We start from the raw sequence: 16520 nt of genomic DNA, 5'->3' as shown, positions 1-16520 counted from the left end.
CACCTGTCCGTCAGCGGGGCGGCCTCACAGGGGAGACACGGCCATCACGCATGGTCGGTTGCGGCGACGGCCGGGAGGCTCGGCTCGGCCCGGCGCATCGGCCTCCGGCACGTCGTCGGCTGGCGTCCAGGGCGGAATCCGGTATGGTTGTCGAGTCCCGCTGAGCGGGCGCGCGAGTGTAGTTCAATGGTAGAACTCCAGCTTCCCAAGCTGGTAGCGCGGGTTCGATTCCCGTCACTCGCTCCGAAGAACCGACCATCGTGTCGTCCGGGTCACCGCTAGTTTGGCGTTGTGAGTTCCAGTGCTGCACAGGCGTCGTCGTTCTTCCGGGAGATCGGTGGCAACGGCCCGGTGTGGACGGTCGAAGACGACAACGGCGTGCCGGCACCGAAGGCAGCCGATGGTCGCCGGGCAATGCCGTTCTGGTCTCGGCGGTCGCGGGCGGAGCGCGTCATCGCACAGGTTCCGGCGTACGAGGGGTTTCGACCCCTGGAGATCTCGCGCGCTGACTTCGAGAGCCGATGGCTTCCTGGAATCGAGCGGGACGGACTCAGCGCAGGTCTGAACTGGTCCGGACCTCGTGCGACGGGCTACGACTTGACGCCAGGAGAGCTCCGAGCCCGACTGACCGCCTGACGATCCGCTCCGGAATGGTCGTGGGAGGAGTCGCTGCTGATCACTACGATCGTTCGCGGACGCCGAGCGTCCGGCGTCGTTCATCGTGGGAGGGAACTCGTTGTCATCGGCATCGAATCCGGACGAGTGGGTCCTCCACCCCTCGCCGGTGTGGGGCGACCGAGTCGACGTCGTCGCGAACACGACGTTCGACGACAGCGGTCCGGGGACGCTCCGGTTCGAACAGTTGCTCTTCGAGAAGCTCGACGATCAGCGCTTCCGGCTGTGCTGCATCCCGTTCTTCACGTCTGGCTACAGCCTCGGTGACGTCGTCGCGCTCAAGGACGACCAGGAGATCGGCGTGTCCCCCGGGGAAGTCGTTGAGCGCAGCGACCACTGGTCCCTCCGAGTCCTCGTCACGCCCGACGGAGACGCCGCCGCTCTGCAGGAGCTCCTCACGACGCACGGCGCGGAGGTCGAGACGCGCGGGCACCTCGTCGCCTGCTCCGTGGTCGGTCGTGAACAGCTGCGGTCCTTCCGCAGGGGGCTCGATGAACTCGAGCACGGCGGGCACCTCGTATACGAGACCGCGTGGATCTGAACGACCTCTAGTCGACCCCTGTCGCGCCGCCCTCGAGGAGGCGGAGTGCTCCAGGAAGGGCGTAGACCGCGCTCACCGTCCTGACGCGGACGTCCAGGTCCGGGCGCACGGCGCCCTGCTCGAGTCCCCAGACCTTGGTCCCCCGTCGTCGGACCCATCCCATCACTCGCTTGACCCATCGCTCGTACTCCGGTGAGATCGCGCGCATGGCCTGTGCCTGGGAGCCGATGAGGTGGGTCGTCAACTCCCCGTCGCCGACCCGACCGGGTTGCCAGAAGAGCACGGGTGACCGGTCGGGGTGGACGAGGCCCACGCCTGGTCCGGGGTCGAGACGCTGGAAGTTGATCGTCGACATGACCGCGGTGACAGTCCCTTCCCGCAGCGCAGGGTCATCGCGGTACATGACGACCGGCGGCCCGAACTCCTCGGAGAGGATCACGACCGACCGATGTCCACCCGCCTCCGTGCGACTGAGACTGACTGGTTCGCGCTCCACGAGTGGCCACTGCCAGATGGTTGCCGTTCGTCCTTCCCCGATGTGGTCGAGCAACGCTGTGACGTCGTCATCCGACGCGTAGAACTGGACTGCAGCGACCACGACGCAATGGTAGGGGATGTGTGTCGTGCCGGCCGGTTCGGAGGAGGACCCTTCAGGACAGGATGGTGAGGAGCCGGTTCCCGAAGAGCGCTGCGTAGCTTCCCTGTCTCCGCAGGATGTGTTGCACGTGGTCGGCCGTCCGTGGGAGTCGTCGAGCGAAACGGTCGAAGCCGGAGAGGATCAGGACGAGGCCGGTCTCGGACGCGTCCCACCCGTGGTCCGCCTCGGCCACGTCTGACATGCAGTCGTTGAGCGCGTCCAGGTTCTTCCCGACGTGGCGGGGGAACCGGAGGCCCGTCGCGAAGGCCACGTGCATCTGCTCGTCGTCGTTCCACTTCCCAGCGTCCAGCTCGACGACCCGGTAGCCCTCGCGCCGGAACCACGTCTCGGCGTTGCGCAACTCGGCATCATCTCGCAGCCTGCGGACGAATCCGTCGCGAGCGATCTCGAAGTCCAGCCTGTTGCCGAGGACGTCGTCGGTGGAGAATGCGGGCACGCCCGAACTGTAGTACGAGCCGACGAGGGAACCGATCGCGGGTCTGCGGACAACTCAGGACATGAACGAGATCACGGGTGACCGGGCCGACTGGGCCCTGAGCACCGCGGGCGACGGGCAGGCGTTCGGGCGGGTGTTCGACCGCCATGCCCCACGACTGCGGCGGCACGCGGTCGGACTCGTCCCCAGCCCCGCCGACGGGGACGACGTCGTCGCCGTCGCGTTCCTCGAGGCGTGGCGGCGACGCGACGAGGTCCGCTTCGTCGACGATTCGCTGCTGCCGTGGCTGCTCGTCACGACGACGAACGCGGCCCACAACCTGACCCGGTCGACCGGGCGACACCGCCGCTTCCTCAGCCGGTTCCCCGTCGACGACCCGGCACCGGACCCCGCTGACCAGTACACGGACGGCGACGCCGTGACGGCACTCCGCGGACTCGGGCTCGCCGACCAACGCGTGCTCACGTTGTGCGTCATCGAGGGGCTCAGCGAGCGCGAGGCCGCCGCCGCTCTCGGTGTCGCCCCCGGGACCGTCAAGTCCCGGCTCCACCGAGCGAAGGCTCGACTCCACCAGCGCTACACAGCCACAGCGGAACCCCTCGGAGGCGCACTGTGAACGACGACATCTCCCCCCGCCTGACCGCGATGCGCGACGCCCTCGTCGCCGACGTCACGTCCACCCGCGCGACGGGCCCCGAGCGCCACCGCCGACGCCGTCCGACCCGTGGCGCGGTCATCGCCGTGGTGGTCGCGTTCCTCGTCGGTGGTGGCCTGACCGGCGGGCTCACCGCCGCGGCGCTCCCGGGCAGCGACCCCGACGTCGCCGTCCAGAGCTCCCTCGCCACGACGGCGCGCTACATGGTCGAGGACGCGAACCACGGCCGGATCCTGGGGAAACCGACGTTCCGGGTGGTGCGGGGCGCCACCTCGCTGACCCCGTCCGATCGCCCTGCCGGCGCGGACAGCGTCGCGGTGGCGTGGGCGTGCCTCGACGGCGACACACCCACCGTCGAGGTCGCCGGCCGCCCCACGGTGGGCAGCGTCTGCGGTCGACGGGGCGATCCGACGTCCGAGGCCACCGGCTGGTCGCTGTCCCCGGCGGCCTCGACCGGAGCCACGGCAGTGACCTTCTCCGCCGGTGACACCGACCGGTACGCCGTCTGGGTGTCCTGGGCACAGGCTCCGCGCATCGCCGCACCCTCCGCACAGCAGCGCGCCGAGACCACCGACGGCATCGTCTCTCTGGACGAGTACCGGACGGCGTTCAACCGCCTGCTCGCGTGCCAGGCACAGGCGGGACAGGCGATGGACGACGTCCCCCTCACCTGGTACGCGGACGGCCTGTGGAACAGGAGCGGACGAGGGACCGGGCCCTGGTACCTGTACGCGACGCCGTCCACCGGCAGCGAGGTCTTCGACACGCAGTGCTACCCGCGCGAGTTCGGCGCGGTGGACGCGATCTGGCAGGACGAGCACCCACAGCCCGAGGACCCACCGGTCGATCCCGCCGTCGGCTGACGACGCGGAGGACGGACCCATGAGACCGGGGAGCTCGACGTTGGTGGGAGGCGTCTTCCTCGCGCGGAGCAGTGACCTGATCCAGTGAGCGGAGCGGGCCCCTCGTCCTGCGACGGCCGCCCCGGTCACTGCCATGATGAGCCGATGAACGGAACCACCGCGGTCATGGTGATCGACATGCAGGTCGGCGTCCTCGACGGCTGCCACGACGCCGACGGGATGACCCGCCGCACCGCGTTGCTCGTGGAGCGTGCCCGCGCGGCCGGTGTCCCGGTGATCTGGGTCCAGGACCACGACGACTTCCCGGAGGGGACGCCGGAGTGGGAGCTGGCGGCACCGCTCGGACGGCGGCAGGACGAACCGCTCATGCGGAAGACCCGGCGTGACGCGTTCGTCGGCACGGAACTCGCCGAGGTCCTCGCCGAGCTGGGGGCGACGCACCTCGTCGTGGCCGGCGCGCAGACGGACTACTGCATCCGCACGACGACGCAGTCCGCGGCGGTCCGGGGGTTCGACGTCACGCTGGTCGGGGACGCACACACGACCGTCGACGCTGAACACGAGGGCGTGCCGATCAGCGCCCGGCAGGTCATCGCCCACACGAACATGTACTTCTCCGGCCTGCGGTACCCGGGCCTCCGCTTCGGCGTCGAACGGCACGACCGGGTCGAGTTCACACCCAAGCGCTGAGGACCGGACCACGGAGCGCATCGACGCGACGAGCAGCGACAGAACCTACCCTTGGGGGATGCTCTCCCGACGCGATGCCGCCGTCCGCCTCGACATCCCCATCGAGATGGCGACCCACCACGGGATCCCGTCGCGCCTCAGCGAAGCCGAACTCCAGGCCATCGAGCAGGACCCGCCCGCCTGGCTCGTGCAGTCCCGGGCGAACCGCACGGGGACCAAGAAGGTCTGGGTCCACCTCGAGTGCTCGGTCTGCGGCTACTCGGAAGAGGCACGGCCGAAGAAGTGGTGGCCGGACTGGGACCACCTGATGTGCGACTACCACGCGCCCTACCAGGCACCGGACCCGACCGCCGGGCTCGTCCGGCGTGAGGTCGACGGCGTGGGCAGCCGGTTCGTCGCCCTCGTCGACGAGCGGCCGTAGTCGGGCTGCAGCCGAGTCCGCCGAGCATCCGTGCCGGATGTCCTGGGTACGCTGACCTGACCTGCGCCGGCCCCACCAGCCGACGCTCGGATCAGGCACGCTCCCCAGGAGGAGGCACGGCATGCTCGTCGATGCGAGGTTCACGACGCACGACCGCGACGAGGCACAGGAACTCGTCCAGCGGGTCTACCCCGGCAGTGCCTTCCGTGAATGCGTGGCGCCCTTCACGTACAAGCAGCGGGTCGTCGGCGACAGCGACGCGGTGAGCGTCGCCCGGTTCGAGGTGAGTTCGCGGTCCGAGCTCGCCGTCCGCTTCGACGGGGTCGTCGGCATCGGGATGGCGTCGGGCAGTGAGTACCGCGCCACGAGCAACGACGACCCCCTCGACACGACGAAGCCCTTCCTGCTCCGCCCGGGGATCGCCCGGTCGTGGTCGTCGGACCACCACCTGATGGTGGTCAACCTCGACGTCGGCGCACTCGCCCGACACGTCGGCGCCGACGCCCAGGGCGCGCGCCTCGTGACGGCGTCCTCGGGACCGCTCACCGACGCGGCAGCGAGCTACTGGTGCCACGTCGCCCGCCACGCTGCGAGCGTCTTCTCGACCTCGGCCCTCAGCGGCTACGCGCTCATCCGCAAGGCGACGACCGACCTCGTCCTGGCCTCGGCGGTGGACGCCTTCGGCATGACGGTCGAGCAGGTCGGCTCCCCGTCCTGCGACGCCGCGCTGCCCACCGCGGTGCGTCGTGCGGCCCAGTTCATCGAGGACAACGCTGCCGCGCCGATCGGCATCGTGGAGATCGCCGAGGCCGCGCGGATGAGCGTCCGGGGCATCCAGCTGGCGTTCCGGCGAGCGCTCGACACGACGCCCACGGAGTACCTGCGGCGAGCGCGCCTGCGCCACGCCCGAGAGCACCTGGCGACGTCGACCCCGGCCGAGACGACCGTCACCGAGGTGGCACGGACCTGGGGGTTCACGAACCTCAGCCGCTTCAGCTCGGCGTACCGCCAGGCGTACGACGAGTCCCCACGGCAGACGCTCGAGCGCTGAGCGCGACGCCGCGGGACCGGAGCCGTCCTGGACGCAGGGCGCACCGAGGAGACACCCGGCGCAGGATCGGCCGCCCCGCAGCGCAGCGGAGGCCGAACGGCTCCGATCGGCAGGACGCCTGCTCGATCATGGGGACGCCTCGATCCGGTCGCTCAGGGACGGTCGAGAAGAGGGGCGGGGAGCCAACCACTCCCCGCCCCTTCATCCCGCGTCACCGCTGGTCGGCTCGGTAGTCCGCGGCCGTAGGATCGCCGGATGCACGCAGCGTTCGACCACGTCGTCGTCGGGGGCGGGGTCGTCGGTGCCGCGAGCGCACGGTCCCTCGCCGCTCGGGGCGAGCACGTCCTGCTCGTCGAACAGCACGGCCGCGGGCACGACCACGGCTCCTCGCACGGGGCCAGCCGCATCTTCCGCATGGGCTACGCCGACCCCGAGTACGTCGCGCTCTGCCAGCAGGCCCTGGCGGCGTGGGTCGCGCTCGAAGCCGCCAGCGGGCGTCCGCTGCTCGACCGCACCGGCGCCGTCGACCACGGCCGACCGGCGCAGGTCGACGCCATCGCGCGGGAGCTGGCCGCGGCGGGCATCGACCACGAACGCCTCACGCCCGAGCAGGCCGAATCGCGGTGGCCGGGTCTGGCGTTCGAGGGACACGTCCTGACGCACGCCTCGGCCGGTCGGATCCGCTCGGCCGACACCGTCGAGGCGCTCCTCGACCTGGCGGCGTCGGACGGCGCCGAGCTCCGCTTCGACACGCGGGTCACCGGCGTCGAGGACCACGGGGACACCGTCACGCTGACGCTCGACAGCCCGGACGGCGCCACGACCGTGACGGCGCCGAGCGTCGTGGCGGCGGTCGGGTCCTGGGCCCCCACGCTGGTCGGCGAGCTGTTCCGGGGACGCGGGGCGAGCCTCCCGGCCATCCGCGTCACCCAGGAGCAGCCGGCCCACTTCCCCAGCCACCTGCCGGACGCCGCCTGGCCGAGCTTCGTGCACTGGCCGGAGGACGGCCCCGACGTCTACGGGCTGCTCACCCCCGGCGAAGGCGTCAAGGTCGGGTTCCACGGCACCGGCCCCGTCGTCGACCCGGACCGGCGCGACCGCACGCCCGTCCCCGAGGAGCTGGAGCGCCTGCAGGCCTACGTGGCGCGCTTCGTGCCGGGGGTCGACGCGAGCCGGCCCGACCCGATCAGCTGCCTGTACGACAACTCCCCCGCTGACGACTTCGTCATCGACCGACGTGGACCGGTCACGGTCGCGACGGGGTTCTCCGGGCACGGGTTCAAGTTCGCGCCGCTGCTCGGGACGATGGTCGCGGACCTGGCGACGGGCGGGGCGCCGCACCCGCGCTTCGCGCTGCCCGGCTGACCCGGCCGACCCGGCCGACCCGGCTGACCCGGCTGACCGCTAGCGTTGCTGCGTGCATGTCGTCGTCGCGCCGGACTCGTTCAAGGGGACGGCCACCGCTGCCGCTGTCGCCGCCGCCATCGGGGACGGGTGGCTGACCACCCGGCCCGACGACACCGTGACGCTGCTGCCGATGGCCGACGGTGGCGAGGGCACCCTCGACGCGTTCGCGGCCGCCGTCCCCGGATCGCGGCGGATGCCGGTCACGGTGACCGGGCCGGCCGGTGCCCCGGTGGACGCCGAGTGGCTCGCGCTGCCCGACGGACGTGCGGTCGTCGAGCTCGCGGCGACGAGTGGGCTCCCCCTGCTGTCGACGCTCGAGCCCGATGCCGCGCAGACGACCGGGTTCGGTGAGGCCATCGCCGCCGCACTCGACGCCGGGGCGACGGGGCTGGTGCTCGGCATCGGCGGGAGTGCGTCGACGGACGGTGGGGCGGGCCTCCTCGGGGCGCTCGGACTCGGGGGCGTCGGGGCGGGTGGCGGCGCCGGTCCCGGCAACGGTTCCGGTCCCGGTCCCGGTTCCGGTTCCGGTTCCGGTTCCGATTCCGCTTCCGGTTCCGCCGGACCGGGCTCCCTGCTCGACGGGCTCGACGGCCTCGACGAACTCGGGGACCTGACCACGTCGACGCTCCGGCCCCTGCCACCCCTCGGTGTCACCGTCCTGACCGACGTCACGTCGCCGCTCCTCGGCCCGACCGGTGCCGCGGCGGTCTTCGGACCGCAGAAGGGCGTGACGCCCGACCGGGTCCCGGTGCACGAGGCCCGGCTGGCCGCCTGGGCTGCACGCTTCCCCGATGTCGACCCGACGACGCCCGGGGCCGGTGCCGCGGGCGGGGCCGGGTTCGGCCTGCTGGTGTGGGGCGCGACGCTCGCGCGCGGTGCCGGAGCGGTGGCAGCGGTGCTCGGGCTGCCCGACGTGGTGGCGACCGCCGACGTGGTGGTCACGGGCGAGGGACGCTTCGACGGGCAGTCCGCCGCGGGCAAGGTCGCATCGGTCGTGTGCGCGATGGCCGAGGGTCGCCGACGGATGCTCGTCGCGGGGGCGATCGACGCACCCGTGGACGGCTTCGACGCGGCGGCCTCGCTCACGGTGATCGCGACGCAGACCACGGGCGAACCGTCCGACGCGATGGCCGACCCGCTGCGCTTCGCCCGGATCGCGGGGCAGCGGCTGGCCGCGCGGGCCTGAGCGCGGACCGACCTGCACGCAGCGCGGTGGCCACCTCCGCCGGACCGGGCGAGCACGGGCGGTCCAGCCGTCCTGCGTACGGTGGAGCCATGGCAGGCTCCTGGACCCGCAGACCGCACGTCCTGACCCTCGTCGCAGCCCTGGTGCTGCTGCTCGTGGGGATCGGGCTCCTGATCGCTCCGTGGGACGGTGCCGTGGGAGCCGTGGCCTGGGTCCTGATCATCGGCGCCGGTGTGCTCGGGGCGCTGGCACTGTTCTTCGCGCGGACGCCGCGGAGCTAGGAGTCGGTTCAGCCGAGCAGGGGTACCCCGGGCCCATGGAAGGGCCAGTGCGAGCACCGCGACCGCGACCGTCGAGTGTCGTCGGACGCCTGTCGGGTGCGGTCGGCACGGCAGTGATCGTCCTGGTCGTCGTCGCCGGGTGCAGTGCCGGTGGATCGGCACGGGCCGGGGCCGAGACCACCGCCGAGCAGTTCGCGCAGGCGGTCTCGGCTGGCCACGGCGCCGGAGCGTGTGCGCTCCTCACGCGGGATGCCCGCGAGGACGTCGAGACGGCGAGCGGGGTGGCGTGCGCGACCGGGATCGGCCGGCTCCGGCTCGCGGTGCCGTCGGCCGACGCTCCTGACGACGCTCGGGTGTACGGCCGGGCGGCGATGGTCGGCCGCGATGGGGCAGCGTTGTTCCTCGCCCGCTCCGGATCGACCTGGCTGGTGCGTGCTGCGGGGTGCGCGCCGCGGACCGACGCCCCGTACGACTGCACCGTGGACGGGAGCTGACGTGCGCCGCGTCGTCTGGGGCTACGTCGCCGTGATCGCCGTCGGTCTCGGGTACTTCCTGACCCTCGGGCTGCTGGGGCGGTGACCGTGGTGCGGTTCCTGCGGCAGAACTCGCTCAGCCTGTTCTTCGGCGCGCTGTTCGTGGCCGCCCTCGTCGGGCAGTCCTTCGCGGGGTGGGCGGCCTTCAACGAGACGCAGGTGTCCGAAGGACTCGTGTCCGTCGGGTGGGTCGAGTACGTCACCTCGTCGAGCTTCGCGGCGGACGTGGCGGAGAACTGGCAGTCGGAGTACCTGCAGTTCCTGCTCTACATCTGGGCGACGATCTGGTTCGTGCAGCGCGGCTCGTCGGAGTCGAAGGACGTGGACCAGGCTGGGCCGGGTCCGGACCGGGAGGAGCAGGTCGGTCGGTTCGCCCGACCGGACTCCCCGGCGTGGGCCCGTGCCGGTGGTCTGCGGCAGGTCGTGTTCGCCCACTCCCTGCTCATCGTGATGGGCGCCATCTTCCTGCTGTCCTGGCTGGCGCAGTCGGTGGCCGGGGTGGTCGCGTACGACGAGCAGCAGCTCACCGCGTTGGAGGCTCCGCTCACGTGGGGCGAGTACGTCCGGAGTGCGGACTTCTGGAACCGGACGCTGCAGAACTGGCAGTCGGAGTTCCTCGCCGTCGGGAGCATGGCCGTGCTGGGCATCGTGCTCCGTGCACGCGGGTCGTCCGAGTCGAAACCCGTCGGGGCGAGCCACGAGGACACCGGCGCCTGACGGGGAGGAGCGGCCCGGCGGGCTCAGCGCTCAGGCGACCTGTTCGCCGAGGAAGTCCGCGTAGGTCGGTTCATGCAGGTCCGTGTGGTGGACGAGGCGGGCCTCGACCAGGGCGGCGATCTCGGCGGGGGAACGGAGCCCGCGGCGGTGCCATTCGTGGGTGGGCAGTGAAGCGGTCGTGGCGGTCATGCGACCAGCCCCTTCGTGGGCGGTGAAGGCCCGTGCTGCCGAGGTGTTCCGCTGTGTCAGGGATCCGCAGGACGCGGGTGACATCGTGACGACGGAATCGGTACCAACTCGGTAGCTCCACCGTAGGGCCTCACCCGGACGTCCTCGAAGCCCGGTGCGCGAACTGGTCAGCGGCCCGGGGTGCCCTGTCCGTGCCTCCCTCCGGAGCGCTCCACCGGGCACCATGGACGGTGGATCGGAAGCGGTCCGCCCCGCGCGGGCCCACGGGCCCGCACTCTGCGAGCGCACCGCTGACGTCCCGTGCGGGCCCACCGGCCCGCACCCTGCGAGTCCACCGGCTCGCACCCCGGAACCCCACGAGGAGACCAATGCGCACCGTCAACGCGTACGCGGCACCGTCCGCCACCGAACCGCTCGTCAAGACCACCATCGAGCGCCGCGACGTCGGGCCGGACGACGTCGAGATCGACATCGCCTACGCCGGCATCTGCCACTCGGACATCCACACCGTCCGCGGCGAGTGGGGCGACATCCAGTACCCCCAGGTCGTCGGCCACGAGATCGTCGGCCACGTCCGTGCCGTCGGCGAGAACGTCACCAAGCACCAGGTCGGCGACCGTGTCGGCGTCGGCTGCATGGTGAACTCCTGCGGCGAGTGCGAGCAGTGCCTCGCCGGCCAGGAGCAGTACTGCCTCAAGGGCAACACCGGCACGTACACGAGCGTCGACCCGGCCGACGGCACGATCACCCAGGGCGGCTACTCCCAGGCGATCGTCGTCGACCAGGACTTCGTCCTCCGTGTCCCCGAGTCGCTCGACATCGAGAAGGTCGCCCCGCTCCTCTGCGCCGGCATCACGACCTACTCGCCGCTGCACCACTGGAAGGCCGGCCCCGGCACGAAGGTCGCGGTCATCGGCATGGGTGGCCTCGGCCACATGGCCGTGAAGATCGCCGTCGCACTCGGCGCCGAGGTCACGGTCCTGTCGCAGACCACGTCGAAGGAAGAGGACTCGCTCCGCTACGGCGCGAAGGCCCACTTCGCGACGAAGGACCCGGAGACGTTCGAGAAGCTCGCGAGCTCCTTCGAGCTGATCATCAACACTGTCTCGGCGAAGATCCCGATGGGCGCCTACCTCGGCCTGCTCAAGGTCGACGGCACGCTCGTCAACGTCGGCGCCCCGTCGGAGCCGCTCGAGGTCCCCGCGTTCGCCCTCATCCCGCGTCGCCTCAGCTGGGCCGGTTCGGCCATCGGAGGCATCAAGGAGACCCAGGAGATGCTGGACTTCTGCGCGGAGCACGGGATCCTGCCGGAGACCGAGCTCATCAGCGCCGACCAGATCAACGAGGCCTACGAGCGCGTGCTGTCCTCGGACGTCCGCTACCGCTTCGTGATCGACGCGGCGACGCTGGCGTAGTCCACTCGCACCACCCCCATCGAGGGAGCAGCGGACGTCCGACCGGACGTCTCCTGCTCCCTCGTGCTCGTTCCCGGGGGAGGGACTACCCGACCTCGTCGCCGCTCGGCAGCGCCGTGCACCAGTCGACCTGGTCGCCGGCGGTGCTCGCCTCGAGCGCACCGGTGGTCGCATCGACGATGCTGACGAGCGCGCCGTCCCGGGACCGCGTGGCGAGCGCCACGAACTGCCCGTTCGGCGACGGGCACACCGCGTTCAGGGTCGCGTCGGCCGGGATGGTCACGGGCAGCCGGGAGGCTCGGGTGCCGTCCACGCGCACGATGCGGCTGGCGATCGTCCCGTCGTCACGGACGTCGCCCACCGTGCGCAGGTACGTCCGGTCCGTCAGCTGCGCGATGCGTCCCAGGTAGGGCGCGTCGGTGCTCAGCGCGGGAGCGGTGATGGGCGTCCGCTTCCCGCTCGTCAGGTCGACCTGCTCGATGCCCGTGCCGGACTCGACGACCGCGGTGGTGCCGGACCCGACGAAGCCGTGCAGGTAGGTGGCGGACCCGAGCCGCACGGCCTCGGCGCGCCCGCTCATGTCGACGAGGAACAGCTCGTCGGTACCCGTGCGCACCAGGGCGCTCTCGGTCCGTGGGACGTAGGCCCACTGGCTGACGGTCATCGGCACGGCACCGGTGGTCGGCGTGCCGTCGGCCGCGATCGCCTCGGGCATGTGGGTGCCGGTCATGTCGACGACGTACAGCCCGACGTCCTTCGACTCCCCCGACGACGTGTCGGCGTACTGGAACCCGAACGAGGCCCCGTCGTCCGCCGCGTGCAGCGCGGACGCGTGCCCGGCGGAGGTCGGCAGCGTCAGGTGTTCGACGGGCGCGTCCTGGTCCTCGACCCCGTCCGCCAACGACACGACGTCGATGCTCGACTCCCCCACGGCGGTCTCGCTGAGCACCACGAGGAACCGGCTGAGGCGCACGTACTCGGTGATGTCCGTCCCCTCGTACACGGTCGTCGCACCCGAGGCGTCGAGCGACCGCCGCACGATGCGGTCCTTCGCCGCGCCGGCACCGCGGACGAGGGCGAGGACGTCGGTGCTGCCCGTGCGGATCGTCGCCCGCAGGTCCGAGGTCGCCCGCTGCCCGGGCGCCCGCGCACCCGCCACCGTGACCGTGTAGCGGCGGTCGTACTCGAGCGGCCCGGCGAACTCGACCGCCACCGTGTTGCCGCTCGAGGTCACCGTGTGCGCCGCCGCCGGACTGACCCGGACGTCCGACGCCGTGACGCGCTGCAGCGCCTGGTTCGCCGTGATGATGACGCGCTGCGCCGGGCGGGACACGATGCCGCTGGCGTCGTACGCCACCGACCGCAGCCGTGGGCCCTGCTGCGAGCCGACGACGGCCGCGAGTCCCGCCACGACCACGAGCACCAGCACGACGGCCACGAAGCGCCGTCGGAAGCGCTCGGCGACGGGCCGCCGCGTCTCAGTACTCATAGGGGTCCTCGGGCTGCTGCACGCGCTTGACCGTCTGCGCCTTCACGACCGTGCGGGCGTCGGCGGCCTGGTCCGGGTTGGCGGCGAGCGCCCCGCTGACGGTCACCCACTGGTTCGCGGCGGGGACGGTGCCGTCCGTGGTCACGACGAGACCGACGGGCTGTGCGTCGACGGCACAGCAGCTGATCACGAACCGCGTCAGGGTGAAGGTGCCGTCCGCGCCGGGCACGACGAACCCCGTGAGCTGCACCCGCTTGCCGACGAGCGAGCTCGTGTCGGTCGTCTGCCGGATGAGCGCTGCCCAGTCCTTGACGCCGTAGCCCGCGGTGTCGACGGAACCGCTGCCGAGGAGCGCCACGTTCCCGCTCGACCCCGTGGCGTCCGAGAGCGTCGCGCTGTCGACGCTCCGCTGCTGCGCGGTCCTGGCCGACAGCGTCGTCGGGGGCAGGACCAGCATCGCCAGCGTGAGCGCGATCGTGACGGCCGCCGCGACGCCACCGAGGACGGTCCCGAGGAGGCGAGCCGGGCCTCCAGACCGGCCGGAGGCGACCACGTCGTCGTCGGGACCCGCGTGGTCGTGGGTGTGTCCCGCTCCCCGTGCGACGACGAGCAGGCCGGCGACCGACGCGGGCACGGCGACGGCCGCGAGCACGACGGTGAAGACCGAGTACCGCGGGTTGATGTAGAGGTCGAGGTGGCCGACGGCGGCGAGCCACAGCGTGCACAGGGCCACGGCGAGCACCGAGCCGAGGCCGACCAGCGCGCGCCGACGACCATCACCGTGGGCGCTGCCGTGCGTGACGTCGTGCTCAGACGAGGACATTCATCACCAACCCCACGGCAGCGGCGAACAGGACACAGACGACGGCGAGCAGCACGAGGAAGCGCACACGGAAGGTCGTGCGGAGCAGGGCGAGCATCTTCACGTCGATGATCGGCCCGATGATGAGGAACGCCGTGATCGACCCGGGCAGGAACGTCGAGGCGAAGGACAGCGCGAAGAAGGCGTCCACGTTCGAGCACAGCGACACCGTCATCGCGAGCAGCATCATCGCCAGGACGGACAGCACCGGGTTCGACCCGATCGCCACGAGCGTGGACCGGGGCACCGCGACCTGGATCGCGGCGGCGAGCCCGGCGCCGACGAACAGCGCCGGCATCATCGTCGCGGTCTCGCCGCCGAACTGGGCGGCGCTCTCCCGCCAGCGGTTCGTCGGGGCGGCGCTGCCGACGGCGGCGCGGCAGCGGGCCTCGAACGCGGGGAGCAGCAGGTCAGCGGGGCGACGGTGCGCGGCGACGATCCACCCGACCAGGTTCGCGACGACGAAGCCACCCAGGATCCGGACGGGCAGGATCCACCCCGACCAGCCGAACGCCTGCGCCGTGCTGATGATCACGAGGGGGTTGAGGATCGGGGCAGCGACCAGGAACGTGACCGCCTCGGCGGGGGTGAAGCCGCGGAGCATCAACCCCCGGGCGAGCGGGACGTTGCCGCACTCGCACACGGGGAACAGCATGCCGATGAGCGAGATGACGGCTCGGCGGGGCATCGGGCGGCTCGGCAGGATGCGCTCGAGGGCACCCTGCGGCACCCAGACCTCGACGACGATCGAGAGCACGATGCCGAGCACGACGAACGGCAGGGACTCCACGACGACGCTGATCGCCAGGGTGAGGAAGTCCTGCACCACGTCGGGCAGGCCCGCTGACCCGATGCTCGGCGTGGCCAGGCGGATGCCCAGGAGGACCACGACGGCCAGCAGCACCAGGCCGGGGCCGGTGAGCGTCCGGGCCCGCTGCTGCGGCGGCGTGGTGGGCGTCGTCACCGGGACAGGATAGGCGACGGACGTGGCGCGGTCGGTGCGCGTGGGGGTTCCGCGGGTCGTTCCGCGCGGGGGTTCCGCGGGTCGTTCCGCGCGGAGGAGGTCGATTCGCGCGTCGGCGGTCGTTCCTCCCGACCTGCAACGCGCGGAACGACCCACCTGACGGACGGGCGCGCCCCGCTCAGCGGCGACGCGAAGCGTTGCACGGGGCGCGCCGACCGAGCCTGCGAGGGAGGGGTGCCAGCTGGCACCGGGCCTCCAGGCCGTCACGGGGTGACGATCAGACCGACGCTCCGGTGAACTCGTCGACGGCGGCGACGTGGTCACTGCCGACGGCACCCGCGAGGCGGGCTGCCGCGACGCGCTCGGCGTGGCTCGGCGGGTTGCTCGGGACGTGGGCGGGGCGGCCCTCCTCGTTGATCCTCCGGAGCTCGGGGACGATGTCCTCGGCCAGGACGTCGATCTGCTCGAGCACCGTCTTCAGCGGCAGGCCGGCGTGGTCGATGAGGAAGAGCTGGCGCTGGTAGTGGCCGACGTGGTCCTTCATCGCGGCGTACCGGTCGATGACCTGCTGGGGCGAGCCGACGGTGAGCGGGGTCTGCGCGGTGAAGTCCTCCATCGAGGGGCCGTGGCCGTAGACCGGGGCGTTGTCGAAGTACGGCCGGAACTCGTTGACCGCGTCCTGCGAGTTCTTCCGCGCGAAGAACTGGCCACCGAGCCCGACGATCGCCTGGTCGGCGCTGCCGTGGCCGTGGTGCTCGAAGCGCTGGCGGTACAGGCCGACCATCTGCTCGGTGTGCTGGATCGGCCAGAAGATGTTGTTGTGGAAGAAGCCGTCGCCGTAGTAGGCGGCCTGCTCGGCGATCTCCGGCGTGCGGATGGAGCCGTGCCAGACGAACGGCGCGACGCCGTCGAGCGGACGCGGGGTCGAGGTGAAGCCCTGCAGCGGCGTGCGGAACCGGCCCTGCCAGTTCACGACGTCGTTCTCCCACAGCTGGCGGACGAGCGCGTAGTTCTCGATCGCCAGGTTGACGCCCTGCCGGATGTCCTGCCCGAACCACGGGTAGACCGGGCCGGTGTTGCCGCGGCCCATCATCAGGTCCATGCGGCCGTCGGAGATCACCTGGAGCATCGCGTACTCCTCGGCGATGCGCACCGGGTCGTTCGTCGTGATGAGGGTCGTGCTCGTGGAGAGCGTGATGTGCTTCGTGCGCCCGGCCAGGTAGCCGAGCATCGTCGTCGGGCTCGAGGCCACGAACGGCGGGTTGTGGTGCTCCCCCGTGGCGAAGACGTCGAGCCCGGCCTGGTCGGCGTGCTCGGCGATCGTCATGATGTCGCGGACGCGCTGCGTGTCGTCCGGGGTGGTCCCCGAGGTGGGGTCGGTGGTGACGTCGCTGACCGTGAAGATCCCGAACTGCATGATGCGCCTGCCTTCCACAAGGTCGATGCGTTTGCATCGAACTGATGGGTACAACGTAGCGCACGGGGAG

Annotated in this window: 20 protein-coding genes and 1 tRNA gene; 14 read left to right on the top strand and 7 right to left on the bottom strand. The window is 71.7% G+C overall.

The annotated features are described in order from the left end of the window. The first annotated feature begins 172 nt into the window (after positions 1-172). From ITJ68_RS03585 to ITJ68_RS19705, 3 genes are all read left to right on the top strand, one after another. A tRNA-Gly gene (locus tag ITJ68_RS03585) sits at positions 173-243 on the top strand. A gap of 48 nt (positions 244-291) precedes the next feature. Beyond that, on the top strand, positions 292-636 hold the full coding sequence (locus tag ITJ68_RS03580) for a DUF2750 domain-containing protein (RefSeq protein WP_194659939.1): 345 nt from the start codon (positions 292-294) through the stop codon (positions 634-636). An 85-nt stretch (positions 637-721) separates the two neighbouring features. Further along, positions 722-1216 (top strand): DUF4265 domain-containing protein, encoded by a 495-nt coding sequence (locus ITJ68_RS19705; protein ID WP_416354633.1) that lies wholly within the window; start codon positions 722-724, stop codon positions 1214-1216. Between the two features lie 7 nt (positions 1217-1223). Here ITJ68_RS19705 and ITJ68_RS03570 read toward each other — a convergent pair whose 3' ends face one another. Together ITJ68_RS03570 and ITJ68_RS03565 are read right to left on the bottom strand one after the other, a co-directional pair. Then, positions 1224-1655 carry a hypothetical protein gene (locus ITJ68_RS03570; RefSeq protein ID WP_194659937.1) on the bottom strand — a complete coding sequence of 144 codons (432 nt, stop codon included), beginning with the start codon at positions 1653-1655 and terminating at the stop codon, positions 1224-1226. 211 nt (positions 1656-1866) lie between these two features. Further along, entirely contained in the window at positions 1867-2310 is a 444-nt protein-coding gene (locus ITJ68_RS03565) for a barstar family protein (protein ID WP_194659936.1), read from the bottom strand. Positions 2311-2371: 61 nt separating this feature from the next. Here ITJ68_RS03565 and ITJ68_RS03560 point away from each other — a divergent pair, with 61 nt between their 5' ends. From ITJ68_RS03560 to ITJ68_RS03515, 10 genes are all read left to right on the top strand, one after another. After that, the gene (locus tag ITJ68_RS03560; RefSeq protein ID WP_194659935.1) at positions 2372-2926 is read left to right on the top strand and encodes an RNA polymerase sigma factor; all 555 of its coding nucleotides are present in this window, start codon (positions 2372-2374) and stop codon (positions 2924-2926) included. Further along, on the top strand, positions 2923-3828 hold the full coding sequence (locus ITJ68_RS03555) for a hypothetical protein (RefSeq protein WP_194659934.1): 906 nt from the start codon (positions 2923-2925) through the stop codon (positions 3826-3828). Before ITJ68_RS03560 ends, ITJ68_RS03555 begins: the two co-directional genes overlap by 4 nt. Positions 3829-3972: 144 nt before the next feature. Further along, positions 3973-4518 carry a cysteine hydrolase family protein gene (locus tag ITJ68_RS03550; RefSeq protein WP_194659933.1) on the top strand — a complete coding sequence of 182 codons (546 nt, stop codon included), beginning with the start codon at positions 3973-3975 and terminating at the stop codon, positions 4516-4518. A gap of 58 nt (positions 4519-4576) precedes the next feature. Continuing rightward, the gene (locus ITJ68_RS03545; RefSeq protein WP_194659932.1) at positions 4577-4939 is read left to right on the top strand and encodes a hypothetical protein; all 363 of its coding nucleotides are present in this window, start codon (positions 4577-4579) and stop codon (positions 4937-4939) included. Between the two features lie 121 nt (positions 4940-5060). Then, positions 5061-5990, top strand: a complete 930-nt coding sequence (locus ITJ68_RS03540; RefSeq protein ID WP_194659931.1) for a helix-turn-helix transcriptional regulator — start codon at positions 5061-5063, stop codon at positions 5988-5990. A gap of 255 nt (positions 5991-6245) precedes the next feature. Continuing rightward, positions 6246-7355 (top strand): FAD-dependent oxidoreductase, encoded by a 1110-nt coding sequence (locus ITJ68_RS03535; RefSeq protein WP_194659930.1) that lies wholly within the window; start codon positions 6246-6248, stop codon positions 7353-7355. A gap of 52 nt (positions 7356-7407) precedes the next feature. Next, the gene (locus ITJ68_RS03530; RefSeq protein ID WP_194659929.1) at positions 7408-8583 is read left to right on the top strand and encodes a glycerate kinase; all 1176 of its coding nucleotides are present in this window, start codon (positions 7408-7410) and stop codon (positions 8581-8583) included. A gap of 89 nt (positions 8584-8672) precedes the next feature. Continuing rightward, entirely contained in the window at positions 8673-8864 is a 192-nt protein-coding gene (locus tag ITJ68_RS03525; protein WP_071279573.1) for a hypothetical protein, read from the top strand. Between the two features lie 47 nt (positions 8865-8911). Beyond that, positions 8912-9358 (top strand): hypothetical protein, encoded by a 447-nt coding sequence (locus ITJ68_RS03520; protein WP_194659928.1) that lies wholly within the window; start codon positions 8912-8914, stop codon positions 9356-9358. An 81-nt stretch (positions 9359-9439) separates the two neighbouring features. Further along, complete coding sequence (locus tag ITJ68_RS03515) at positions 9440-10114, top strand: DUF6766 family protein (RefSeq protein ID WP_323743204.1); 675 nt, start codon at positions 9440-9442, stop codon at positions 10112-10114. Positions 10115-10144: 30 nt separating this feature from the next. On the opposite strand, the gene ITJ68_RS03510 is transcribed toward ITJ68_RS03515, so the two are convergent. Continuing rightward, a complete protein-coding gene (locus tag ITJ68_RS03510; RefSeq protein WP_194659927.1) occupies positions 10145-10303 on the bottom strand; it encodes a hypothetical protein in 159 nt (52 codons plus the stop codon). A 368-nt stretch (positions 10304-10671) separates the two neighbouring features. On the opposite strand from ITJ68_RS03510, the gene ITJ68_RS03505 reads away from it, so the two are divergent. Beyond that, complete coding sequence (locus ITJ68_RS03505) at positions 10672-11718, top strand: NAD(P)-dependent alcohol dehydrogenase (RefSeq protein WP_194659926.1); 1047 nt, start codon at positions 10672-10674, stop codon at positions 11716-11718. An 85-nt stretch (positions 11719-11803) separates the two neighbouring features. On the opposite strand, the gene ITJ68_RS03500 is transcribed toward ITJ68_RS03505, so the two are convergent. The 4 genes from ITJ68_RS03500 to ITJ68_RS03485 all read right to left on the bottom strand — a co-directional run bounded on the left by ITJ68_RS03500 (position 11804) and on the right by ITJ68_RS03485 (position 16450). Then, positions 11804-13207 carry a hypothetical protein gene (locus tag ITJ68_RS03500; protein ID WP_194659925.1) on the bottom strand — a complete coding sequence of 468 codons (1404 nt, stop codon included), beginning with the start codon at positions 13205-13207 and terminating at the stop codon, positions 11804-11806. Beyond that, positions 13197-14030, bottom strand: a complete 834-nt coding sequence (locus ITJ68_RS03495; RefSeq protein WP_194659924.1) for a TIGR03943 family putative permease subunit — start codon at positions 14028-14030, stop codon at positions 13197-13199. Before ITJ68_RS03495 ends, ITJ68_RS03500 begins: the two co-directional genes overlap by 11 nt. After that, entirely contained in the window at positions 14017-15033 is a 1017-nt protein-coding gene (locus ITJ68_RS03490; RefSeq protein ID WP_194659923.1) for a permease, read from the bottom strand. Before ITJ68_RS03490 ends, ITJ68_RS03495 begins: the two co-directional genes overlap by 14 nt. Positions 15034-15310: 277 nt before the next feature. Beyond that, the gene (locus ITJ68_RS03485; protein ID WP_194659922.1) at positions 15311-16450 is read right to left on the bottom strand and encodes an LLM class flavin-dependent oxidoreductase; all 1140 of its coding nucleotides are present in this window, start codon (positions 16448-16450) and stop codon (positions 15311-15313) included. Positions 16451-16520: the final 70 nt, after the last annotated feature.

The sequence above is a fragment of the Curtobacterium sp. VKM Ac-1395 genome, assembly GCF_015350975.1.
Classification (GTDB): Bacteria; Actinomycetota; Actinomycetes; order Actinomycetales; family Microbacteriaceae; genus Curtobacterium.
The sequence above is the reverse complement of the archived record's forward strand: the minus strand, read 5'-3'. Positions and strand labels throughout refer to the sequence as shown.